Raw genomic sequence first — 22,295 nt, forward strand, 5'->3', positions numbered from 1 at the left:
GGCCTTAGTTAAATCGATAATATTGTGAAAACCGGTCCATTTCACCACTCAGTGCAGTGAGCTTAGCCAACGCGATAACATGATTATAAGCTGCCGATTGGCGTTGGGTTTTGACCTTCGCCTGAAATAGTTCAGCATCCACCACATCTAATGAGGTGGCTAAACCTTGGCTAAAAGCCTTGAGACGGATCCGCAGGTTTTCTTGCGCTAGGGCGAGGCTGGATTCCAGACCCTGATATTCTTCTAAGGCTTGTTCGGCTTCGCGGTAGGTTTTTTCAACGAGTAGGCTCAGGTCTCGCTCGGCTTGAGCATGTAAATAATGGATTTGGACAAGGTTGCTATGGGCGGCTTGTACTTTGCCCGAGCGACCGCTGTTATCGACTAAGGGCACTGATACGCCAAGGCCGACCATCCAGTCAGGCGAGACTTTAGCTGCCAGACTGTCTCCTTCGTAAAGTTGGTAGTTACCAAACATGTAAACCTCTGGCTGGTAAAGACTTTTGGCAATAATCTGCATGTTTTTGGCCTGCTCTGCCTTGCTGTCGAGAATCGCGAGGCCGGGGTAGCTGCTGAGTGTTTTTGACATAAAAGCTGCGAGGGCTGGGATGCGAGGTTCGGTAAATAGCTTGGTGGCCGGCTGGATCGCCGTGTCTTGATGTAATAGCTTACTTAAGGCGAGTTGCGCGATTTGGTAGTTGCGCAGCGCTTTTTTGGTATCAACTTTGGCCTTATCGTAGGATGCATCGGCCTGCAGACGTTCTACCAGCGCGATTTGTCCTTGTTGCTCTAGCTTCATCGCGTTGCGTCGATGTTTGGCGAGACCATCTTCGACTTCTTGGTAGGTTTGGGCGACCTGAGTGGTGAGAACCACGCCAAAATAGACGCGAGCCAAATCTTCAAACTTCGCCTGCTGTCGCATCGCTAAGATTTTAGCGGCTTCGATATGTTGTTCGCGCGCGATATCAATCGCGGCACCGCGTCGGCCGCCCAGGTAAAGCGGCCAAATAGCGCGGATGGAACTGGTGGTGATATTTTGCTCGGTGAAGTTGGTCGTCGTGGGTAACTGAAGTAGCGGTCCAAGAATTTGTGCCAGCACTGGGTCTAGGGCACTTGGGTCGAGCGAGGCCAGAGGTTCTAGGTCTTTGAGATCGAGCGCGACTGGTTTCTCCAAACGGGTATAGCTGCCGCTGAGATCTATTTTGGGGTAATACAGATCGGTCGCTGCATCACGCAAAGCCTCACTGCGCGCCAAATTGGCTTTATCGGCGGCTAAGCTGTCGTTATGTTGCAGTACTTGTTGCCAGGCCTGCTCGAAACTCATGGCCTGTGCTGTGGAGATCAAGATGAATGCGCTTGCGCCAAACCAGCAAGTCGCGGTAATCGCGCAGCGTAAAAAGTACCTCATCAGTATGGTCGATCCCTATCCAATTAGAATATTTACTCTAGCTTAATCCTTAAGGCTGGTTCAAGCCTTTCGTGGTTGCAATGTGCGTCTGGACAAGCCTTAGTGTAAATCCTTTTATAAGCCGATTACTGGGGCAGCGTCGCGTTATTTGCTAAGGATCTTGGCCACTATTGATCATCATGAGATTGAGCAATAGCAGTTTTGTTTCAATTGACTGGCTCTTTACTCAATTTAGGCTCTGAGAGCCCGCGATAGATGGGAGTAGGAAGCAGGGCTTCAGTGGTGGTTTTGTCACGAAGCTGTGCTATCTGCTTATGTGCTTGTCTGGAAAAATAACAATAGAGATATCGACGCCACCATGACAGCTGATGTTGCAGCAGCTAAGACGAGATTGTGAAGCAGGGGCCATTGTCATGCTGGTGAAGTCTGCGAATAACAGGCTGGCATACCGAGTGGCCTTTGCTTGAGTAGCCGGCTTTTTAAGCTGATTTTTTATTGTATTAGAGCACCAATTAATTCATAAATATCAAGCTGCTGCTTTAGCCTGCAAGCAATGTGCTGCAGATATCATTTGCTTAGGAGTAACAAAGACGATAAAAATGGAAACCAAGCGATTAGTCCTTCGGCAATGGACTTGTGCAGATTATCGAGCGTATGCGCAATTGAATGCAGATCCCAGAGTGATGCGCTATTTTCCGGCAGTCCTTTCAACCCCGGAAAGCGACCAACAAGCCAAGCGTATTCAAAATCTTATTTCAGAAAGAGGCTGGGGGTTTTGGGCCCTTGAGTTGAAATCGACGGGCCAATTTATTGGATTTGTTGGACTGCATCAGTAAGATGACACTAGCGGCATTCCTGATGCGCCATTGATTGAAATTGGCTGGCGTTTATCTTCAGACTGTTGGGGACTCGGCTACGCCCCCGAAGCGGCGGAAAAAGCCTTGGAATTTGCCTTTTTAAAGTTAGCTGTGACTTCGGTGTATGCATTTACGGCAATACAGAATCGAGCCTCTCAGCGGGTGATGTTGAAATTGGGGATGCTAAATACTCAGCAAGATTTTAATCATCCTCAATTATCGGCTGGACATCGATTGGAGCGGCATTGCCTGTATCAAATCACGAAACAACAGTGGCTCGAAAAACAGCCTTTGTCGGTTTTTTCACAAGCAAAAAGCACCGGACTCAGCGCTTCGAAATCTTAGCGAACGATCATTTCCGTATGCTTAGTCTTTGGCTAAACAGGGAATAGCAAGGCAGAGCGGCAATTATGGATAAAGGGAGTTGTTTGTGTGGTTCGATTCAACGCAGATTAACTGGCGATATTAGCAACGTGATTCATTGTCAACGCAGATTAACTGCCGATTTACCGCGTTATCAAGAAGATGAATTCTCTCGTCAAAAATGCGACTCGCTTGGCTTGAGTCATGGAGCGCAGCTAATCAAGTAATCAGGAAGTATAAACTGTGAAGCAAATGATGAAATACGACAATAGCTTTGGAAAGTGGCTTTACTCGGACCTTTCATACCGTTTGAGAGGGCCGTCCCTATGCCAGTCTTAGCACTGCTTGCCGCTTGTGGTGCGGGTTTTCTTTGGGGAACGGGGGCATTGGTGGTGAACCTATTGGTGGCGCAGCATGGTTTCACGCCAGAGAATATATCATTTTGGCGTTTTGCGATTGGTTCTGTGGTTTTGCTTGGGATCTTTGGTAAAAACATTCATTGGCGCTTGGTTCAGCCGGTTTTAGGTCGCTTGACGATCGCTGGTATCGCAATGGCTGGTTATGTATTGTGCTGGTTTCTCGGCATCGAGCGGATGGGCGCAGCAGTGCCGACTCTGATCGCACTTTGCCTGCCTCCGGTTTTAGTGACTATGGTTGCGGTTGTTCGAGGCCAGGAAATCATTGACCGTCAACTCTTCAGCGTATTGGTTGCGGCGATTATTGGCACCATATTGATTGTGTTTCAGCATGGCGAGGCGAATACCGCGGCAGATTTTAAAAATGTGGTCATCGGCATCGCTTTCTCGCTGGTATCGGCTTTTCTTTATGCTGGATTTTCGATGACTAGTGGCCGCTTGTCGAAGGTGTTAGGCGCGGGCCAGTCAACCACCTGCCTCACCGTCATTGCGACACTTGTGATGGCGATCTTTGGACTGTTTCGACCATTAAGCTGGCCAGTTGCGGTCCCACCACAAGCTTGGTTTCTATATTTGGGCGTGGTGACTGCGGCTCTGGCGCTGTTGGCATTTAGTTGGGGGGCTGCCAAACTGAGCCCAACAACCCTTACCGTCGCCACGCTTTTAGAGCCCCTCACCGCGGTAGTGCTCTCGGCTTTCATCCTCGGAGCTCAGATGAGTCACCTGCAACTGCTGGGCGGCGGATTGCTGATGCTCAGTATTTGGGTGCTTGGCAAAAGAGCTAGCCCGGTTGATTCGTAGTGGAAGTTAGCAATCTACGTGGGTACCTTAAAGTGAGCGACGGTCCGCTGCGGGTACACCGTATGACTGTTTATGAAGGCTAAATTAGCTCCGTGGTTGTCCCTTAGCCCATTTGTCTGCGGTGCAGGCAGGATAGAGCCAGAAGGTGTTCGATGAAGGTGTCGCTCAGGGACATTGAACTGGGATCTCGTCAGGTTCACGACAACCTGTCTCCTTATTATATTTCTGATAGGTCCGAATACATGGGATGGCCCCTGAATGAACAGGGTCCGTTTAATCATCGATCTGGCTGGTATTAGTCACTCCCTCCTGATTGATTGTTGTGCTTATTGCGCTCGATCAAGGACGTTTGCGCGGGGCGATTTTGGATGTCTTTGACGAAGAACCTTTGGCCGCAAAACATCCTTTATGGCTACATCCCAAGGTTTCTGTGCCCCCCCATATGGCTTCTGAAGCGTCGAATACGGCAATTGTGACGCAGCTGCTGGAAAATACCCGTCGATTGGCCCAAGGCCTAGCTTTGCTGCATCAAATTTAGCCTGTGAAAACACTAATAAATGGGCCCGAGCTCTTCCAGTTGGGTAAGGTAGACCCGAGTATCAAACTCTAGCTGGTGGTAGTTGGGCAGCATATGCTGACAGAGCTGATAGAAGGCTTTGTTATGCTCTTTTTCTTTGAGATGGGCCAGCTCGTGCACCACAATCATCTTTAAAAAAGGTTCCGGAACTTTTTGAAACAGTTTGCTGATGCGAATTTCGTTCTTGCTCTTGAGTTTGCTGCCTTGTATTCGGGAAACATAGCTATGTAGGCCCAGCGCATGTTTTACCACATGAATTTTTGGATCGTAAATCACCTTGCTTAAGGGGGCCGATTTACGAATATAACGATTTTTTAACTCGGTGGCGTAGTCGCGTAGCTCTTTGTCATTATGGATTTGGTGGACCTTGGGGTATTTGTTCAGTAAAAACTCGGCTAATTGTTGCTGGTCGAGTAAGTACTGGATCCGGTCACTTAATTCGCTGGGGTAGGCACTGAGGTATTTAAGAGTCGACATGGTCGGGCTGTGGCTCCTGTGCAAGGGTTAATTCAATACCCACTCGGCGCTTAAGGCCGGGCGGGGCTGGCGCACTATAACGAATTTGGCGCCAAGGCTTAAGTTTATTTGCGGTTCAGCAGCGTCACGGCCGCCACCACCAGACCGATGCCGAGGATTTGCCCCCAGCTGACCGAGTGTTCTAATAAATAGCAGGCCATCAAGAGGGTAAAGATCGGCCCGACACTGCCAGAGATGGCGGTTTTTTGTGCGCCGATTCGATGGATCGCTTCGCTAAACAGAAAGGAGGGGATCACCGTTGAAAACAGCGCCATACACAGCGCATAGCCATAAACGGACGGAGCATAGTGGTTGAGCTGAGTTGAACTATCTTGCAATGAAAAGTGAACAAAGATAGCTAAACTTGCGGCAATCATCGCAATACAGGTAAAAGCCTGGCTACCGATTTGACTGACTATTGTTTTACTGAAAACCAGATAGCAGGCAAAGCTAAAGGCGCTGGCAATCACCAGCCCGGTGCCTAGCAGTAGATCTTGATTGACCATTTGGCCCTTGGTTTCACTCCACATCATCATGGCAACACTTAACCAGCTGAGAGGTAAAGCGAACACCACCAGTCGTTGTGGTTTTTGGCGGTAAATCAGCCAACTCAGGATGATGGTAAAACTGGGGTAGGCGTAGAGCACCACACGTTCCAAGGGGGCTGAGACATACTGCAATCCACTTAAATCCAAATAGCTGGCAAGGTAGTAACCGCTGATGCCAACTGCTGCTGCCTTTAAGAGGTGGCTGGCGATCGGCTTGTGAGTAAAATGGCCCTGTTGCCACCACCATAAGCCAAGGCCGACATAGAGCGGTAAACTAAAGGCCATGCGCAGGGTCATTAGGCTAGTGGGGTCGATGCCATGTTGGTAGGCGAGTTTTATCCAAATGCCTTTCAGTGAAAATAAGGCGGTTGCGAGCAAGGCAAACAGTAAGCCAAGACTGCTGGGAGCTAGGGGGATGCGCCGTCGTGTGGCAAGGCGAAAGTAGTGGGTAATATTCATGTCTTGGCTGCCTTCTATGGAGAGAGAAAGAGGCTACGAAGGCATGTTCACCGGCTGCGCTTCGCAGCCAGTAACAATTAAATCTTATTGTTCACCGCTGCTCGAGTTCAGCTGCCACCACAGATCAAGCCCTTGACACCTCGCATTGGTGCGGAGCAGCAGCTTACTGTTGCTTAAGGTGTGATGGAATAAGTGCATGCTTGATCCTTGATGGTGGATCTTTAATCTAAGTGGAATGCCCTGTGAATTCAAGGCGGTATTTTGTTAAATCGGGATAAAGCGCGGGTCAAACAGGCAGCGCCGCTCCACTGAGGGCGCTGCGATGCGGCAAAGACATTAATTTATCCCTTATCCGGCTTGGTTTATTTTTGATCTGGCTCTGGCTCTGGCTCTGGCTCTTAACAGGGCGTGTCCGCTAAGGAAAGCCAAGCAGAGTAACAGTGCATAGGCACTTTGCCAACCGAGTTCGAATAACAGCAGAGCACACAGGGCTGCACTAAATAGTGCGAGGTAGCGAGCCACTCCCGGCAGAAGAATACTACCGGCGAGCATACTGAGTAGGTAGACCACAATAAAATTGCCATTGGCGTAGCGGATCAGGTGCTCTAGGGGTAAGTCGAGGAGCCAAGCAGCGATACAACTGAGTCCGCAGGCACCCACGATGCTAAATAAGGCAGTTGTTGGCACCTTGCTCTTAGACAAATGTGCAAATAAGCTTGGCAGTTGCTGTTCGTCGGCCATACTCCATATGAGCCGAGCAAAACCTTGAATGTAGATGTTAATGCTGGCAAAACAAGCCAAGTAACCTACCATCGCCGCCAGCCATTTGGCCTGCGGGCCAAACAATATGGCGACCAAATGGGGCAGGGATTGAGTATTCGCGTATTGGTTGCCAAAGGCTCCGTATTTTAAAACCACCACCGAGGCCGCCCAATAAACAATGCCAGCCAATAGCGCGCCGAGTAATAGCGCGATCGGAAAATCCCGTTCTGGGCGGCGAAACTCTTCGCCCATGTGGGCAAAGGCTTCGATGCCGACAAAACACCAAAACATAACGGTGAGTGCTGGGGCGATACTGGGCACATCAATATGACGGGGAAGCTGTACATCGGTCAGGTGAATATCGGCTTTCCACCATAACATGCCCACCAACGTGATGATGGCAATAGCGATTAAACCCTGTACATTTCCAGATAGTTTTGCGCCTCCTAATCCCAAGAGTAGCATTGCGAAGAGGCTCAATAGTTGGATTGCCAGTGCGCTGAAGGCGCTGAGCTGAAACAGTGATTGCCAAAAACCTGTGGCCATCACTAAGGCTGCTGGCAAACCTACGGGTAGCACCGAAATAAACAGAAAGGCGGTCATCTTTTCTGCCCGGTCACCCAAGGCTTTTCCTACAAAATGGGCCGCACCTCCGGCATGGGGGTGACGCTTGCCGAGTGCGGCAAAGGTAAAGGCAATCGGTAATACCAGTGCCAGCAATATTAACCATGCCACCAAAGCACTTCGCTCGGCGATACTGGCGGCCATGGCTGGTACCACAAAAATTCCGGTTCCTAATAATGAGGTCGCGAGTAAGGCGACACCTTGGCCAATACCCAATTGTTGATTTAAACGGCTCATCCTAGACTCTGTTTGATAACGGTTAGCTAGAGATGATAACGCCGAACCGCAATTTTGCTAGCTGTTAAGTCAACGGAATTGCGCGACAGAGTGTCGGTACTGACCGTGAATTTAACGGTGCGCGTGGTGAGGTTTGATGAGTAGAGTCGATGGCAGAGAATGCGTTGAATTTGAGCAATATCAAGACATTTTTAAGGACGGTGTTCATCCTCTTAGCTTACTGGTATTCTAGCCCAAATACAGTTTAACCGCTGTGATGACTTCCAATAAATGGTAAGACAAAACAATGGCTTAGATTATTTTATAAAACATAGACTTTAATTTTATAGCGAGATAAGCATGTCTGACAGTAAGCCTGATGACCAATATACCAACTCCTTTCAACAGCAACAGGGCTTTGTCTCGTTGGTGGGAGCGGGTCCCGGTGATCCTGAGCTATTGACGGTCAAAGCGGTGAAACGGATCCGCTGCGCCGATGTGATTGTTTATGATCGCTTAGTCTCGCAAGAGATTCTTGATTTGGCCTCACCCACAGCCGAGATGGTGTATGTGGGTAAAAAGTTGGACCATCACTTTGTGCCGCAAGCCGAGATCAACCAAATCTTGGTTGAGCAAGCCACACTGGGTAAACATGTGGTGCGTTTAAAGGGCGGCGACCCGTTTATTTTTGGCCGCGGTGGTGAAGAATTACAAGCTTTGGCCGAGGCGACGATTCGCTACGAGGTGGTACCTGGTATTACGGCTGCGGTAGGCTGCACCGCCTATGCGGGCATTCCACTGACCCATCGAGACCACGCCCAGAGCGTGCAGTTTATTACTGGTCACTTAAAACAGCACGGTGAAGATATAGATTGGCCTTCTTTGGCCCACGCGAATCATACCTTAGTATTTTATATGGGCTTGAAGCAATGTCCGCAGATCCAAGCTAATTTGTTGAGCAATGGCTTAGCGGCTAGTACTGCTTGTGCGATTATTGAACGCGGTGCCACGCCACAGCAACGGGTTTTCACGGGTTGTTTGGCGCAATTGGCTGAGCTGGCGGCGCAGGCCGAAAGTCCTTCGCTGATCGTGGTGGGTAGCGTGACCAAATTACATCAGCAACTGGGATGGTTCAAGCCAGAGCTGAGTGATTGATTTTGCTGGATTAATAAAGCCGAACATCGTCCGGCTTTAGCTTGGATAGCGAATGATTTAATCGGCTTTTTTACGGCGAAAAAGACCTTTTAGCAGCGCCCCTAAACCGACCACGATAATGACTGCAAATTTCTTTAAAAATAACAGTGCGACCACGAAGAAACCAGTTTTAGCTATCACTTTCCCTGCCACTAAAGCGCCTAGGCCGTAGGCCGCCACTTGGTCGATATCGGGATTGAAATCGAGATAGCTAGAGCCTTGATCGAAGTTGGCTAAAGCTAATACCGAATCCAGATTTGCAGAGATGGTTGCCAGCTGATCCATGTTGGCAATAAAGTTTAGTACTAACACACCTTTTCGACCTAAGATCCGAATGTTGTAGTTTAGGGTATGGACTTCTTGGTCGCCAAATTTGAGTTCTTTTGCCCAGTGTAGTTTATGGTGACTAGCATCATAGTAAGGGCTTGCTGCCCAGCCGACTAATTGGATGCTTTCATAGCCTTGTTCGATCCGCTGCTGGTTATCGGCCTTGGTATCGGCTTGCATTTCTTGCAGTAGTTCAACATAGTCGATGTCTTCGGCATCGCTATCTGAAACGTAACCATCTTCCTCGTACTGGATACTGACTGCCCATGAATCTGAATCAAAAGGGGTATACTCTGCGGGGAAAAGCATGCCTAAAACCTGCTGTCCCGGTGGATTACCCCACACTTGTTCCAGTACCGTTTTTGAGTCTTCCGGATTTAAGTAATAAAAAGAATCGGGAACGTTCAAGGTGGCGTTGGCATCGGAAATGACAATTTCACCGGTCTGCCGATCTAAGGACTGCCAGATCCCACGCGCCCACTGTTGGTAGTCTTGATCGTTTGCATCGTTGCTGCTGGCCGTTGCGGATAAACATAACAGCAGGCTGCTGAAGATGATTCGGTAAAACATAACTATCCCTGTTCTCGTATTTGATGTCGGCGGCTATTGTAAATGACTTGCTGCCTATTTTATTGATTCAAATCTCCATCGTTACAAGTAGTTGTAAATGAGCTACTTTTATTTGCTAGTGCCATGGATGGTGTAAGATGAGATGCATCAGGCAATGCGACTCTCATGAGGCTCATTTCATAGACTCAATGCCTAACACATGAGCAAGGGGGCTCGCGAAGCGCTTTGAACGACAAAATAAGGGGCTGGAATATCAAATCATATGTCTACGATGTGTTTTGTGGTGAATTTGCCGCAGGCAATCCTTGTGGCGTGGTGGTGCTCGAGCGCTGGCTGAGTGATGCTGAGTTACTCGACTTAACCAGAGAAATTGCCCAGCCAGTGACATCTTTTGTACTTGTCGAAGACAAAACTTACCACATTCGGTGGTTTTCACTGCTGGGTGAAATAAACCTTTGTGGGCATGGCAGTCTGGGGGCGGGGGCCGAAATCATCAAGCGCTACCAGCGCAAGCAAGTCGACTTTCAAAGTCGTTATGGTCAGCTAAGGGTATCGGAGAACCAAGGTTTTTTTTCAATGACGCTACCTAGTTGGCGGGCAAAACCATATGCCTCAAATATGCTGGGCAATGAATTTTTGCTACCTAAACATCGGGATGTATTTACCACCCGAGATATGGTTCTTGTTTTGGATTCTGAAGCGGCTGTAGCGAGTTTTAAACCCGATTTTGAACAGCTCAAATTAATCGAAGATCAGCATGCCTTTATGGTGACGGCACAATCCAGTGATAATGAGTATGTACTGCGATACTTCGCCCCCAAGATTGGGATCCCCGAAGATCTCGCAACTGGCTCTGCGCATTGTTCTTTGGCGCCCTATTGGTTCGATCAATTAAAGTGTCGAGAGCTATATGCACGCCAGCTTTCCAGCAGTGGTGGACAATTTAAAATCGAAAAAGCGTCGAATCAGGCCATCGTGCTCTCTGCTCAGGCGAAACCACGGATCTAGTTTAGGCGATTGAATGGGGCCTCAAAGGTCTTGTTTTTCCTGTCATGCCACCAACAACCAGCTTAGATCTCGCACCGAACATTTCTGTTAAACAAGTGATTCTGAGGGATTACTGCTTGTCCATTTTAATGACTGGTTTTAAAGGCTTTGGTCAATATCTATCGCCATGTCAACACTTATTGGCAAATGTTAATTAAGATCACGCGTCGAAATAATTTATGCTGTATTTTGTTGCAAATTGATATCCATCAAAGTCGTATGGTTATTTCGTGTTACTGTGCGCAAACAAAATAGCAACGTTTGATCAACCATAAGTAAAGGAAAAATAAAATGAAAAAGACGTTATGTGCGATTGCTGTTGTTGCCGCATTCAGTTCTAGCAATGTATTGGCTCACGAGAAAGGGGATTTCTTTGTGCGTGCCGGGGTTGCGAGTGTGATACCGAATGACAGTAGTGATGGTATTTTGGGGACTTCGAGCCAGTTGGCGGTTAATTCGGATACTCAATTAGGCCTGAACCTTGATTATATGATGAGTGATAATGTTGGAATAGAGTTGCTCGCCGCAACACCTTTCTCGCATGAGATTTCTACCGATCTGGGGGGGCTTGGAAATATCGGCAAGACCAAACACTTACCGCCAACTTTAATGGCGGAATATTACTTTGGTGATTCGCAATCAGCCTGGCGTCCTTACATCGGTGCGGGGGTGAATTATACGACCTTTTTTGATAGTTCTTTTAATAGCACTGGCACCAATGCCGGTCTCAGTGACTTGAGTCTTGATGATTCTTGGGGACTTGCTGCGAATATCGGGGTGGATTATAAACTCAATGAAAATTGGTTCTTAAATGCCTCGATATGGTATGCCAATATTGAAACCACTGCTCACTACAAAGCGGGCACGGAGAGTAAATCTACAGATGTGAAGATCAACCCGGTTGTGGTGATGCTCTCTGGTGGCTACAAATTTTAATGATGCGCGATTGAAAGAAACGCGAATACATTTTTCTTGCGTAGTGCTTGATTAGCGCGGTATCAAAGGATCAAAGTATTGGCTGTTAAATTTGAGTTTTATGGTCTAGTTTTTTTGACTACGGGCCATAAAGCACAAATTAAGCGAATTGATTGGCGGCTAACTCGATGAGTTAGCGCTTATTTCAAAACTCGTATAATTTAATCTACTGTTCAATATTTAGTTTCAAATTTTAGGGAAATTGCAACACCTTCAACTAAACGCTTGCTGTCATTCCCCAGCTAGAGTCCCGCAGCTTAAAGCCTGTTAGTTTGTTGAATGAACTAGTTTACTGCATGGAGCTCGGCTACTGCGCTTAGCGTGATGCTATATGCCATCATCTATAGTGCGCAGTGACATCAGCCCTTCTTTTCTGAGCATTGCTCTGCTTCTGGATCTTAGCTCTTTCTTGGATAAGTCTCGCTTAAAAAATTCAGGTGAAATTTAACTTGCTTCAATCTTAGTAATCCATAGAATGCACATGATAATCATTATCACTCGCTTTTTAGATGCTTTATGAGGTTTTAAATGAAAGGATTGGCGTTTAGCGCAGCTTTAGGGATGTCTTTGTGGTCGATGACGGCTCAAGCAGAAGTTAAAATAATTGAAGATGTATTGGGTCGCTCCGTGCAAGTGGATGTGCCAGCAGAGCGCGTGGTACTAGGATTTTATGCTGAAGACTACATGGCAATTGGTACTGAGAAGGCCTTTGATCATGTGGTTGGGATCTCTAAAGATACTTGGCAAGCCTGGCGCCCCGCGAGTTGGCAGTTGTACACCGACTATCGCCCATCACTAAAAGCCATTCCAGATGTGGGTGAAGTTGAGTCGCAAACCTTCTCCGTTGAAAAAGTTCTGAGCCTAAACCCCAGTGTGTTGTTATTGGCTGACTGGCAGTATAAGGGCCTTGGAATGGATGTAGACGCCATTGAAGACGCCGGTATTCCGATTGTGGTGGTGGATTACAATGCTCAAACCTTGGAGCGTCACTTAAAAAGTACTCAAATTATCGGTGAATTAACTGGCCAGGAAGCACGCGCCGCGAAAATTGCTGATGAGTATCAGACGGTGGTTGAGCATATTCACGACACTATCGCCAAGGCCAAGTTACCAAAACCACGTACTTACGTAGAGTTTGGGAACCAGGGTCCTAGTGAGTATTCTTTCACCTATGGTAAAAATATGTGGGGCGCGATGGTCACCAGCGCGGGTGGCGATAACATTGCCGCGCCATTCATCGAGTGGTGGGGACCAATCAATCCAGAGCAAGTATTAGCCTCCAACCCGCAAGTGATCTTCATTACGGGCACCGAATCGGGCAAAAAATCGGATGCCATGGTGATGGGTCAAGGGATTGCTCAATCGCTGGCGGTAGAGCGTCTTAAAGGTTTCACTCAACGTGCTGGCTGGGAAAGCCTGGACGCTGTCAAGAACAAACGTCTGTTCGGTATTTACCAAGGTGCATCGCGCACCATCCTTGACGGCAGCATGCTGCAATTTATTGCAAAAGCGCAGTACCCAGAGCTTTTCAAAGCACTCGATCCGGCACAAAATTATCTTGATTTTTATCATAAGTATTTGCCTGTAAGTCCTAAAGGCAGCTTTGCCGTACAAATGACTGATTAATGCTAGCATCCAGCCTCATTGCAGATGCGGTCAATCACCAACGTCGCTCGGAAAAGCGGCGTTGGTGGGTTTTGGCCGGCTTACTGCTGTTACTGGCATTTTCCTTTTTGCTGGATATTGCAACCGGACCTTCATTATTGGGCCTGACGGATGTGTTTCGGGCCTTAATGGAGGGGCTTGGTGCGCCTGTTGAGGTGACCACTACCACTAAAGTGATCGTGATGAATCTGCGTTTGCCCATCGCCTTAATGGCGGTTGTGGTTGGTGGATCTCTGGGGGTGGGTGGCGCTGAAATGCAAACCTTACTCAATAATCCGATGGCCAGCCCTTATACCTTGGGGATGGCGGCTGCAGCGGGTTTTGGCGCCGCCTTTATGTTGTATCTTGGCGGCTTGGGTTTACATTCGCAAATTGCGGTGCCGCTGGGTGCCTTCGCCTGTTGCATGTTATCGGCAAGTTTGTTGTTTGGCCTGGCGATGATGCGACATATCACTTCCGGTCAATTAATTCTGGCCGGCATCGCCTTGCTATTTTTGTTTCAGTCGCTGCTTTCCTTGGTGCAATTCATCTCATCGCCGGAATTAAGCCAGCAAATTTTGTTTTGGTTATTTGGTAGTTTAACCAAAGCCAATTGGACCAATTTTCTAATCACCGCCATCGTAACGCTGATTTGTGTCGCGGTGTTGCTGAAAGATGCCTGGCAACTAACAGCGCTTCGCTTAGGGGAAGAACGGGCGAAGAGTCTTGGCGTGAATGTGGCTCGCTTGCGTATTAAGACTCTGATTATAGTGGCCATTATGACCGCAACCGCTACCAGTTTTGTTGGCATTATCGGCTTTATTGGTATTGTGGCGCCTAACATTGCCCGTATGCTGGTGGGTGAAGATCAGCGCTACTTCTTGCCATTATCATTTTTGGTGGGGGCATTTTTGCTGTCCAGCGCCTCAGTGTTGTCGAAAGTGATTGTACCCGGCGCTTTATTCCCCATCGGTATTGTAACCGCGATTATTGGTGTGCCGTTTTTCTTTTGGTTGATTATGAGTAAGAGGCGCTAAGCATGCTGGAAGTCCGTGAATTATCTCTGGCATTTGATGACTTAGTGTTGGCTGATCGTCTTAGCTTTTCGCTGGCTGCCGGAAAGACCCATGTGATTATCGGCCCCAATGGGACCGGTAAAAGTTCCTTGCTAAAAACCTTGTTTGGTGACATTCAGCCACAAGGCGGAGAAGTACTGTTTGAGCATACCCGGTTGACCAAGTCCAACCTGAATCCTTGGCGCCAGCAGTTTGGCTATATGCCGCAGGATATTCGTCTGGATGTGGGTTTGAGTGCCTTAGAGGTGGTGCTGTTGGGAAAAATGAGTGCACTTTCCCTCAAACTAGACGATTCCTTGCTCGAGCAAGCCTTACAGGCTCTGGACGCCATTGGTTTATTGCACTTGGCAAATCGCGATGTGCGAACCTTGAGTGGCGGCCAATGCCAGATGGTTTTGTTCGCTCAGGCTTTGATGCGTCAGCCTAAGATTTTAATGCTGGATGAGCCGGTGAGCGCTTTGGATCTGCATTTTCAGCAAGTGCTACTGAACCATCTCGATCAGCAAACCAAAGCCAAGCACTGGGTTTCACTGATGATCCTGCATGACCTTAATCTGGCGGCGCAGTATGCCGACAACTTATTGGTGTTGAAAGATGGTCACTTGATTGCTCAGGGGGCACCAAAAGATATTTTGTATCCAGAGCTAATTGATAAAGTGTACGGGGTAAAAGTAGACATTCAACTGGACAGTTTAGGGGCGCCGTTTATTCGAACGCGACGGCCCGGTCACGCAGCCGTTCACGGATAAAAACCATCAAATAAAATCGATCGAAGGAAATGAAGATGTCGAGTAAATACCTTGTTTTGGCCCTGTTGGCATGCTTGTCTGTCAGTCCGCTGTCGGCAAAGGAATGGCAGGTTAAAATGTTGAGTTATGGGGACGCTGGTTCGATGGTATTTGAGCCCGCATTTTTGCAGGCGGAAGTTGGCGACAGCGTTACTTTTGTTCCCAGCCAGTCAGGACATTTTGTTAAGTCTTATGTGGTGCCGGAGGGCGCGTCGGGCTGGGCCTCTAAAATGGATCAAGCTTATACCATTACGCTGGAGCAACAGGGATTGTTTTTGTATTACTGCCCACCGCATTTAATGATGGGCATGGTAGGGTTGATTCAGGTTGGTGAGGCGGTGAATAAAGCCACCTTTGAACAAAAATATCCGCGTTTACGTGCTAAAGTGGCACTCAGCCCAGAGCGAGTGGATGCTGTTGTTGCCCAGATCAAATAGTCGATGAAAGCAAATCATTTGCTGGCCGACTGGCAAGGCTTGTCAGCTGCCAGTCGTGTATTGGTGATTAATGGCTTTAGCTTTAATCTTGGCTTCTATATGTTATTGCCGTATCTGGCAGATCATTTACAGCGTTCGCTTGGTTTGTCGCCTTGGTACGTTGGTCTGGTGATTGGCTTGCGGGTATTTAGTCAGCAGGGCATGTTTCTGGTGGGGGGCACTCTCGGCGATTATTTCGGTTACAAGCGCCTAATTCTGGCTGGCTGCGTGGTACGGGTGGCTGGTTTTGCTCTATTAGGCGTCGCCGAAAGCCTTCCCTGGTTGTTACTCGGCGCCTTTTTTACGGGGTTTGCCGGAGCGCTCTTTACCCCATCCAGCAACGCCTATCTGGCTTATGAGGCGCCCGATCTGGCGCGTCGAGACCGGATTTTTGCGCTGCAAAACTGGACCAGTGAAGCGGGCATGTTGTTAGGTCCCTTGCTGGGCATTCTTTTGGTCGCCAAAAATTTTATGTGGGTTGGCTGCTCTGCCGCCGCGATTTTTGCGATTTTGTTTTTGATCCAATGGCGCTACCTACCCAAATTAGCGGCTCAGGCAAATCGTGAGCAGGGAGCCCAGCCTTTTTGGTTGCAGTGGCGGTCGATGTTACAGCATCGGCATTTCATGGGCTTTATTGGCTTTGCCTGCGCCTTTCAGTTGTTGTTTCATCAATTGTATTTGGCACTACCCAATGAGGTGCAAATGCGCGGCCTGAATTCAGATGTGATCACTTGGGTATTTATGACCTCTTCGGCACTGGGTATTGGCTTACAGATGCCCATCAGTCGTTGGGTGGCTCGAAATATTGGTCCGGCCGCGGCGATGGGCATCGGTTTAGCCCTAATGGGCCTGTCCTTTTTGTGGTTTTTAGTCAGTGTATCTTCTTGGCAGGCCGCCAATTTTATCGCTTATGCGGTGATGTTTAGTTTCGGCTCGATGCTGGTTTTACCCCTACTGGGCTCGTATGTGGCCCGTTTTTGCAGCGCAGCTGAGCTGGCCAGCCATTATGGTTTATACGCCTGTATTGGCGGGGTTGTGGCTTTGCTTGGTAACGTTGCAGTGGGTTGGTTGTTAGACGTCGATGCTTTACCGCGCCAGTCGGTTTGGCTCGGGCTTGCGTTGATCGGTTGTTGCTCGGGCTTTGGCCTGTATCGACAGGTTCGTCATTTACCTTAGTGCTAGAGGTGGATTGGTGATTGATTTGGCAGGATCAGCATGGCGAATGACTTGATTGTGGTGTGCTAACCGCCACGACTATAAATGAGCGCTCGTCATTAGCATTCCGAGTGTTGCTTAAGCCGTAGTTGCCTATTGCAAAGAAATGTAAATTTTATATCTATTTAAAGTCAAAGATATAAAAATCATTATTTTAGTTAATTTTATATGGAGTAGAGGGCAAGGATTTAGATAGTTTTTGACGAAATTTTCAGTCATTAACTCTTAGCTTTTTCGACTTTGATGACAAAAACACGACAGAAAGATTAAAGCTTAAGCACTATGGTGGTTTGCTAATCAATTTTGTTCTCATTCACACACCATTCGCTCATTCAAATGACTCAATATCTACTGTAATTACAGGCTTGCAGTGAGTATTTAGTTCCTAATTAAGGCTTAGGCGCATGTTGCGTCGAGCAAGTATTCAGCCATTTTTGCAGTCAGGAGATTTATGCATGACTAAAGTATTTAAATCATTCCGTTTTACTTTGCTCGGTTTAGCGGTGGCGTTTTCCCTTCTTGCTTGTGACACTGAAACAACCAAGGCGAAACCTGCAGCGGCTCCAGCGATGCCTGCGGTTACTGTCGATGCGGTTGTCATCAAAACCCAGCCTATAGAGTTAGCAACCCGTCTTCCGGGTCGCACCAGTGCTTTTCGGGTTGCAGAAGTTCGGCCACAGGTGGAAGGGATTGTTTTGCAACGCTTGTTTGTTGAAGGCAGCACGGTCAAAAAAGGTGATGTGTTATTTCAAATTGACCCTGCAAGCTATGAGGTCGCGTTAGATAGTGCTCAAGCGACGCTTGCTTCAGCGCGAGCGGTACTCGAAAGAGCAGAGCTACAGCTGAATCGTTATCAAGCTTTGATAAAAAAACGAGCGATCAGTCAACAAACTTACGAAGATTCCCAAGCGAGTTATCGTGAGGCGGTGGCATCGATTATGTCAGCTAAAGCGGCGGTTAAATCGGCGCAAATTAATTTAGATTATACCAAGATTAAGGCCCCTATCTCGGGTCGTATTGGCTTGTCGGCGGTGACTGAAGGAGCCTTAGTGACCGCAAATCAAACAACTTATTTGGCGGTGATTAAACAGCTGGATCCTTTGTATGTAGACATTTCTCAGTCTAGCTCTGATTTGATGAAACTACGCAGTAATCATCCTCTGGGCGAAAAAACACTGGGTGCGATTCAGTTGTCGCTGGACGATGGGACACCAGTAGCAGAACCAGCAAGCTTGCAATTTGCGGATGTGAGTGTAGACCAAGAAACAGGCACGGTGAATCTTCGCGCCTTGGTACCTAACCCCGATTTGTTGTTATTACCAGGCATGTATGTTCGGGCCGAAGTCCCCACCGAGACTCGTGCTGAAGCGATTCTGGTGCCGCAGCGGGCGGTTAGCCGGGATGTGACCGGACGCGCTCATGTGATGTTGGTGAATTCAAAAAATGTAGTTGAAGATCAAGTGGTTGATGCAGTTCGAGTGGTGGGGACTCAGTGGTTGATTGATGCTGGCTTAAGTGTGGGCGATCAGGTGATCGTGAATGGCCTACAAAAAGTGAAACCCGGAAGTGCAGTGCAGCTGAATATCTTAGCACTTGATGAAGGACAGTAAACTATGGCTCGTTTTTTTATTGATAGGCCCATTTTTGCATGGGTAATTGCCATTGTTATTATGTTAGCAGGGGTGTTATCGATTACGTCACTACCGGTGGCGCAATATCCGACAATCGCTCCGCCAGCGGTGAGTATTTCTGGGAATTATCCAGGCGCTTCGGCACAAACCGTAGAAGATAGTGTGACGCAAATTGTCGAACAAAACATGAATGGTATTGATAATTTATTGTACATGTCATCGACCAGTGATTCTTCGGGACGCTTCTCTACCACCTTGACCTTTGCGTCAGGCACCGATCCAGATATTGCGCAAGTACAGGTTCAAAATAAGCTTAGTGTGGCGGAATCTTTACTCCCGACTGCAGTGGTGAATCAAGGGATCTCGGTTGCCAAATCATCCAGTAGCTTTTTGATGGTGATCGGCTTTTATTCCAAAGACGGTAGCATGAACAATATCGACTTGGCGGATTATGTCGTCTCTAAGGTGAAAGATCCTTTGAGTCGAACCGAAGGGGTTGGTGAACTGCAGGTATTTGGTTCTCAACATGCTATGCGTATCTGGCTCGATCCACATAAGCTGAATAAATATAGTTTAACGCCAGTTGATGTGACCAACGCTATTAGCGCGCAAAACACCCAGGTATCGGTGGGTGAATTAGGCGGCGCTCCTTCGGTGCCGGGTCAGCAGCTGAATGTGACCGTGACCGCGCAAGGGCGTTTGTCATCGGTGAAGCAGTTTGAAAACATTCTATTAAAGGTAAATAGCGATGGCTCGCAAATCCGCTTAGAAGACGTTGCGAGAGTGGTGCTGGGAGGGGAAAGCTATGCTTCGGTGGCGCGTTATAATGGCCACTATGCAACTGGCTTGGCGATTACTTTGGCTAGTGGGGCGAATGCCTTGGATACTGCCGAAGCGGTGACAGCAAAAGTTGCTGAGTTGCAGAAATTTTTCCCTGAATCCTTGGAAGTGGTATATCCCTACGACACCACGCCATTTGTCAGAATTTCTATTGAAGAGGTCGTGCAAACGCTCTTTGAAGCCATTGCATTGGTATTCTTGGTGATGTTCTTGTTCCTCCAAAACTTTCGGGCGACCTTGATCCCAACTATTGCGGTTCCTGTTGTATTATTGGGAACTTTTGGAGTGATGGCGGCATTTGGCTTCTCGATCAATACCTTAACCATGTTTGGCTTGGTTCTGGCGATTGGCTTGTTGGTCGATGATGCGATTGTGGTGGTTGAGAACGTGGAACGGGTGATGGCCGAAGAAGGCTTGTCTCCGCGTGATGCCACGCGAAAATCGATGGGACAAATTACTGGTGCACTGGTGGGGATTGCTCTGGTGTTGAGCGCAGTATTTGTACCAATGGCCTTCTTTGGGGGCGCTTCAGGCGCGATTTATCGACAGTTTTCTTTAACGATTGTTTCGGCCATGGTGTTATCGGTGATCGTTGCGATGGTGTTAACCCCGGCGCTATGTGCAGCGTTGTTAAAGCCGGTCAGTGAAGGCGCGCATACCCCTAAACGTGGGCCTTTAGCCTGGTTTAACCAAGGCTTTAATGCCAGTACCCAAAAATATCGAGGGGTAGTGCAACGTGGTGTACATCAAAAAATCCGCTATGGGATCGTTTATATTGCGGTGATTGCTGCCTTGGCTTCGCTGTGGAATAAATTGCCAACGTCATTTCTTCCCGAGGAAGATCAGGGGGTATTGATGGCGATGATTCAACTACCTACTGGTGCTACTCGTGAGCGGACCATGGCAGTATTGGATAAGGTTCGGGGGCACTTTCTCGAGGGTGAAAAGGACGCCGTGGAGTCGGTGTTCTCGGTGGCTGGTTTTAGTTTCGCGGGCAGTGGTCAGAATATGGCGATGACTTTCGTGAAGCTGAAGGATTGGGATCAGCGTACCAATCCAGGGCTATCGGTGAAGGCGATTATAGGTCGAGCTTGGGGGGCTTTATCTCAGGTGAAAGAAGCCTCGATATTTGCCTTTAATTTACCGCCAATCCCTGAATTAGGCACCGCCAGTGGTTTTGATGCTTACCTGATTGATGAAGGTAATTTAGGTCACGAAAAAATGATCCAGGCGCGTAATCAGTTACTGGGGATGGCTGCTAATAATCCGAATTTAAACGCGGTGCGACCTAACGGCATGGAAGATGCCCCTCAATTTCGAATTGAGATTGATTATGAAAAAGCCATGTCAATGGGCGTTGCGGTGAGTGACATCAATAGCTCTTTGCAAACCGCTTGGGGTTCTAATTATGTGAATGATTTCATTGATAATGGGCGGGTTAAAAAAGTATATGTTCAAGCAGATGCGCCATTTCGTATGAACCCAGACGATTTCTTGTTATGGCATGTTCGTAATGCCAACCATGAAATGGTGCCGTTTAGCGCATTTGCAAGCACTCATTGGAGCTATGGTTCACCACGTTTAGAGCGCTTTAATGGGTCACCAGCGCTTAATATTCAAGGTGCGGCAGCGCCGGGTAAGAGTACTGGTGACGCGATGGATGCGATTGAAGCGATTGTAAGTCAGTTGCCGCAGGGAGTGGGTTTAGCTTGGAATGGCGTGTCTTACCAAGAGAAGCAAAGTGGGGCGAACTCGGCCTTGCTATATTCGATCTCCTTGTTGATCGTATTCCTTTCTTTGGCGGCCTTATATGAAAGTTGGAGTGTACCATTCTCGGTGATAATGGTGGTGCCACTAGGGATTTTTGGGGCAATTATTGCTGCAACTTTCCATCACTTATCCAATGATGTGTATTTCCAAGTTGGGCTATTAACAACGGTGGGATTGTCGGCGAAAAATGCCATTCTGATTGTTGAGTTTGCGAAAGCACAATATGACCAAGGGATGGACCTTATCGCTGCGACCGTAGAAGCTTGTCGGATGCGTTTACGCCCAATTATCATGACTTCTATGGCCTTTATTTTAGGAGTATTACCTTTGGCCTTAAGTTCTGGTGCTGGGGCTGCTAGCCGTAACGCGATTGGTTGGGCGGTTGTTGGTGGTATGATTTCAGCCACGGTACTCTCGATATTTTTTGTCCCAGTGTTCTTTGTTTTGGTGATGCGTCTATTTCGTACCCAGCCAAACACTATTCAGCAAACAGCGGGAATTGAGCAGACTACAGAGGATAATTAATCGAGTAGGCCGCGCGCTTATTGGAATTGATAGTGCTTTAAGCCAATTTTGTTCGACATGTTTCAACACCATCAGCTTGGCTGATGGTGTTTTTTTATGCGAAAACGATAGCCATGGATAAATTTCTCGCGGGTCGTTGATGACGCTCGCCAGCGTGTAGGAGTCGATTTCCCTGTGTTTGATTGTTGAGTACGGTCAAAGAGCCTGCTATAACATTTGCTGGTGCTGATATGATGGAATGATGTTTTTGGATAAATTTGATCAACAGATTGTTGCGTTGTTGGTAGATAATGCCCGTATGCCGGTGAGTCAAGTTGCCCGTGAAGTGAGCCTGTCGCGTTCGGCGACCGCTGAACGGATCCATAATTTAGAAAAGCATGGGATCATTAAGGGTTATCATGCAGAGCTTGGGTATGGCGACCAGTCACCGTTGATTGCAGCGCATTTTGAATTACGTTATAACGAACATCATTGTGAAGCCTACGCGGCGTTTATGCGAAAAATTCCTGAAATCAAACGTTGTCAGTCGATCAGTGGCGATGTGGATATGTTGCTCTATGTTGAGGTGGAGTCGATGGCTCGTTTAGAGGCGATTCGTCTGCAGCTGGAGCAGATGGAAAAAATGGTGATGGTTCGCACTCACATGGTATTACGCGAAATGTTTAATCGTTAA

19 protein-coding genes and 1 pseudogene are annotated in these 22,295 nt (G+C 47.9%); 15 read left to right on the top strand and 5 right to left on the bottom strand.

Annotated features, from left to right (window positions below):
- Positions 1 to 4: 4 nt before the first annotated feature.
- Positions 5 to 1,405 carry a TolC family protein gene (locus ACRRSW_RS00480; protein WP_432460599.1) on the bottom strand — a complete coding sequence of 467 codons (1,401 nt, stop codon included), beginning with the start codon at positions 1,403 to 1,405 and terminating at the stop codon, positions 5 to 7.
- A 599-nt stretch (positions 1,406 to 2,004) separates the two neighbouring features.
- On the opposite strand from ACRRSW_RS00480, the pseudogene ACRRSW_RS00485 reads away from it, so the two are divergent.
- The 4 genes and pseudogenes from ACRRSW_RS00485 to ACRRSW_RS00500 all read left to right on the top strand — a co-directional run bounded on the left by ACRRSW_RS00485 (position 2,005) and on the right by ACRRSW_RS00500 (position 4,380).
- Positions 2,005 to 2,607: pseudogene (locus tag ACRRSW_RS00485) on the top strand (GNAT family N-acetyltransferase).
- Between the two features lie 65 nt (positions 2,608 to 2,672).
- Entirely contained in the window at positions 2,673 to 2,852 is a 180-nt protein-coding gene (locus ACRRSW_RS00490; RefSeq protein WP_432460600.1) for a hypothetical protein, read from the top strand.
- Positions 2,853 to 2,951: 99 nt separating this feature from the next.
- The gene (locus ACRRSW_RS00495) at positions 2,952 to 3,842 is read left to right on the top strand and encodes a DMT family transporter (RefSeq protein ID WP_432460601.1); all 891 of its coding nucleotides are present in this window, start codon (positions 2,952 to 2,954) and stop codon (positions 3,840 to 3,842) included.
- A gap of 322 nt (positions 3,843 to 4,164) precedes the next feature.
- Entirely contained in the window at positions 4,165 to 4,380 is a 216-nt protein-coding gene (locus ACRRSW_RS00500) for an NAD(P)-dependent oxidoreductase (protein ID WP_432460602.1), read from the top strand.
- Positions 4,381 to 4,392: 12 nt separating this feature from the next.
- Here ACRRSW_RS00500 and ACRRSW_RS00505 read toward each other — a convergent pair whose 3' ends face one another.
- The 3 genes from ACRRSW_RS00505 to yjeH form a co-directional block, all read right to left on the bottom strand.
- Positions 4,393 to 4,896: a M48 metallopeptidase family protein gene (locus tag ACRRSW_RS00505; protein WP_432460603.1), complete on the bottom strand. Its 504-nt coding sequence runs from the start codon at positions 4,894 to 4,896 to the stop codon at positions 4,393 to 4,395.
- A gap of 104 nt (positions 4,897 to 5,000) precedes the next feature.
- Positions 5,001 to 5,942 carry a DMT family transporter gene (locus tag ACRRSW_RS00510; RefSeq protein ID WP_432460604.1) on the bottom strand — a complete coding sequence of 314 codons (942 nt, stop codon included), beginning with the start codon at positions 5,940 to 5,942 and terminating at the stop codon, positions 5,001 to 5,003.
- A gap of 348 nt (positions 5,943 to 6,290) precedes the next feature.
- Positions 6,291 to 7,565, bottom strand: coding sequence for an L-methionine/branched-chain amino acid transporter (yjeH, locus tag ACRRSW_RS00515; protein WP_432460605.1), 1,275 nt, complete (start codon positions 7,563 to 7,565; stop codon positions 6,291 to 6,293).
- A 339-nt stretch (positions 7,566 to 7,904) separates the two neighbouring features.
- Between yjeH and cobA the strand changes: the two genes are divergently transcribed.
- Entirely contained in the window at positions 7,905 to 8,699 is a 795-nt protein-coding gene (gene cobA, locus ACRRSW_RS00520; protein WP_432455156.1) for a uroporphyrinogen-III C-methyltransferase, read from the top strand.
- A gap of 57 nt (positions 8,700 to 8,756) precedes the next feature.
- Here cobA and ACRRSW_RS00525 read toward each other — a convergent pair whose 3' ends face one another.
- Positions 8,757 to 9,635 (bottom strand): DUF2167 domain-containing protein, encoded by an 879-nt coding sequence (locus tag ACRRSW_RS00525; protein ID WP_432455155.1) that lies wholly within the window; start codon positions 9,633 to 9,635, stop codon positions 8,757 to 8,759.
- Positions 9,636 to 9,860: 225 nt separating this feature from the next.
- Between ACRRSW_RS00525 and ACRRSW_RS00530 the strand changes: the two genes are divergently transcribed.
- The 10 genes from ACRRSW_RS00530 (at position 9,861) to ACRRSW_RS00575 (ending at position 22,295) form a co-directional block, all read left to right on the top strand.
- A complete protein-coding gene (locus tag ACRRSW_RS00530) occupies positions 9,861 to 10,643 on the top strand; it encodes a PhzF family phenazine biosynthesis protein (protein ID WP_432455154.1) in 783 nt (260 codons plus the stop codon).
- 330 nt (positions 10,644 to 10,973) lie between these two features.
- Positions 10,974 to 11,618 carry an outer membrane protein OmpW gene (gene ompW / locus ACRRSW_RS00535; protein WP_432455153.1) on the top strand — a complete coding sequence of 215 codons (645 nt, stop codon included), beginning with the start codon at positions 10,974 to 10,976 and terminating at the stop codon, positions 11,616 to 11,618.
- Between the two features lie 567 nt (positions 11,619 to 12,185).
- Positions 12,186 to 13,283: an ABC transporter substrate-binding protein gene (locus ACRRSW_RS00540; protein WP_432455152.1), complete on the top strand. Its 1,098-nt coding sequence runs from the start codon at positions 12,186 to 12,188 to the stop codon at positions 13,281 to 13,283.
- On the top strand, positions 13,283 to 14,338 hold the full coding sequence (locus tag ACRRSW_RS00545) for a FecCD family ABC transporter permease (RefSeq protein WP_432455151.1): 1,056 nt from the start codon (positions 13,283 to 13,285) through the stop codon (positions 14,336 to 14,338). Before ACRRSW_RS00540 ends, ACRRSW_RS00545 begins: the two co-directional genes overlap by 1 nt.
- A gap of 2 nt (positions 14,339 to 14,340) precedes the next feature.
- The gene (locus ACRRSW_RS00550) at positions 14,341 to 15,126 is read left to right on the top strand and encodes an ABC transporter ATP-binding protein (protein WP_432455150.1); all 786 of its coding nucleotides are present in this window, start codon (positions 14,341 to 14,343) and stop codon (positions 15,124 to 15,126) included.
- A gap of 35 nt (positions 15,127 to 15,161) precedes the next feature.
- Positions 15,162 to 15,602: a pseudoazurin gene (locus ACRRSW_RS00555; protein ID WP_432455149.1), complete on the top strand. Its 441-nt coding sequence runs from the start codon at positions 15,162 to 15,164 to the stop codon at positions 15,600 to 15,602.
- A 3-nt stretch (positions 15,603 to 15,605) separates the two neighbouring features.
- A complete protein-coding gene (locus tag ACRRSW_RS00560; protein WP_432455148.1) occupies positions 15,606 to 16,817 on the top strand; it encodes an MFS transporter in 1,212 nt (403 codons plus the stop codon).
- Between the two features lie 494 nt (positions 16,818 to 17,311).
- Positions 17,312 to 18,466, top strand: coding sequence for an efflux RND transporter periplasmic adaptor subunit (locus tag ACRRSW_RS00565; protein ID WP_432455147.1), 1,155 nt, complete (start codon positions 17,312 to 17,314; stop codon positions 18,464 to 18,466).
- Positions 18,467 to 18,469: 3 nt separating this feature from the next.
- Positions 18,470 to 21,622, top strand: a complete 3,153-nt coding sequence (locus ACRRSW_RS00570; RefSeq protein WP_432460606.1) for an efflux RND transporter permease subunit — start codon at positions 18,470 to 18,472, stop codon at positions 21,620 to 21,622.
- A 241-nt stretch (positions 21,623 to 21,863) separates the two neighbouring features.
- On the top strand, positions 21,864 to 22,295 hold the full coding sequence (locus ACRRSW_RS00575) for an Lrp/AsnC family transcriptional regulator (RefSeq protein ID WP_432461086.1): 432 nt from the start codon (positions 21,864 to 21,866) through the stop codon (positions 22,293 to 22,295).

The sequence above is a fragment of the Agarivorans sp. QJM3NY_25 genome (assembly GCF_050870875.2).
Lineage (GTDB): Bacteria > Pseudomonadota > Gammaproteobacteria > Enterobacterales > Celerinatantimonadaceae > Agarivorans.

Bases quoted from the DNA above. Each gene is read 5' to 3' on its own strand.
- ompW (WP_432455153.1), top strand. From the start codon at position 10,974: ATGAAAAAGACGTTATGTGCGATTGCTGTTGTTGCCGCATTCAGTTCT.
- ACRRSW_RS00540 (WP_432455152.1), top strand. From the start codon at position 12,186: ATGAAAGGATTGGCGTTTAGCGCAGCTTTAGGGATGTCTTTGTGGTCG.
- ACRRSW_RS00495 (WP_432460601.1), top strand. From the start codon at position 2,952: ATGCCAGTCTTAGCACTGCTTGCCGCTTGTGGTGCGGGTTTTCTTTGG.
- ACRRSW_RS00505 (WP_432460603.1), bottom strand. From the start codon at position 4,896: ATGTCGACTCTTAAATACCTCAGTGCCTACCCCAGCGAATTAAGTGAC.
- ACRRSW_RS00545 (WP_432455151.1), top strand. From the start codon at position 13,283: ATGCTAGCATCCAGCCTCATTGCAGATGCGGTCAATCACCAACGTCGC.
- ACRRSW_RS00490 (WP_432460600.1), top strand. From the start codon at position 2,673: ATGGATAAAGGGAGTTGTTTGTGTGGTTCGATTCAACGCAGATTAACT.
- ACRRSW_RS00575 (WP_432461086.1), top strand. From the start codon at position 21,864: ATGTTTTTGGATAAATTTGATCAACAGATTGTTGCGTTGTTGGTAGAT.
- cobA (WP_432455156.1), top strand. From the start codon at position 7,905: ATGTCTGACAGTAAGCCTGATGACCAATATACCAACTCCTTTCAACAG.
- ACRRSW_RS00510 (WP_432460604.1), bottom strand. From the start codon at position 5,942: ATGAATATTACCCACTACTTTCGCCTTGCCACACGACGGCGCATCCCC.
- ACRRSW_RS00570 (WP_432460606.1), top strand. From the start codon at position 18,470: ATGGCTCGTTTTTTTATTGATAGGCCCATTTTTGCATGGGTAATTGCC.
- ACRRSW_RS00555 (WP_432455149.1), top strand. From the start codon at position 15,162: ATGTCGAGTAAATACCTTGTTTTGGCCCTGTTGGCATGCTTGTCTGTC.
- ACRRSW_RS00525 (WP_432455155.1), bottom strand. From the start codon at position 9,635: ATGTTTTACCGAATCATCTTCAGCAGCCTGCTGTTATGTTTATCCGCA.
- ACRRSW_RS00480 (WP_432460599.1), bottom strand. From the start codon at position 1,405: ATGAGGTACTTTTTACGCTGCGCGATTACCGCGACTTGCTGGTTTGGC.
- ACRRSW_RS00565 (WP_432455147.1), top strand. From the start codon at position 17,312: ATGACTAAAGTATTTAAATCATTCCGTTTTACTTTGCTCGGTTTAGCG.
- yjeH (WP_432460605.1), bottom strand. From the start codon at position 7,565: ATGAGCCGTTTAAATCAACAATTGGGTATTGGCCAAGGTGTCGCCTTA.
- ACRRSW_RS00560 (WP_432455148.1), top strand. From the start codon at position 15,606: ATGAAAGCAAATCATTTGCTGGCCGACTGGCAAGGCTTGTCAGCTGCC.
- ACRRSW_RS00550 (WP_432455150.1), top strand. From the start codon at position 14,341: ATGCTGGAAGTCCGTGAATTATCTCTGGCATTTGATGACTTAGTGTTG.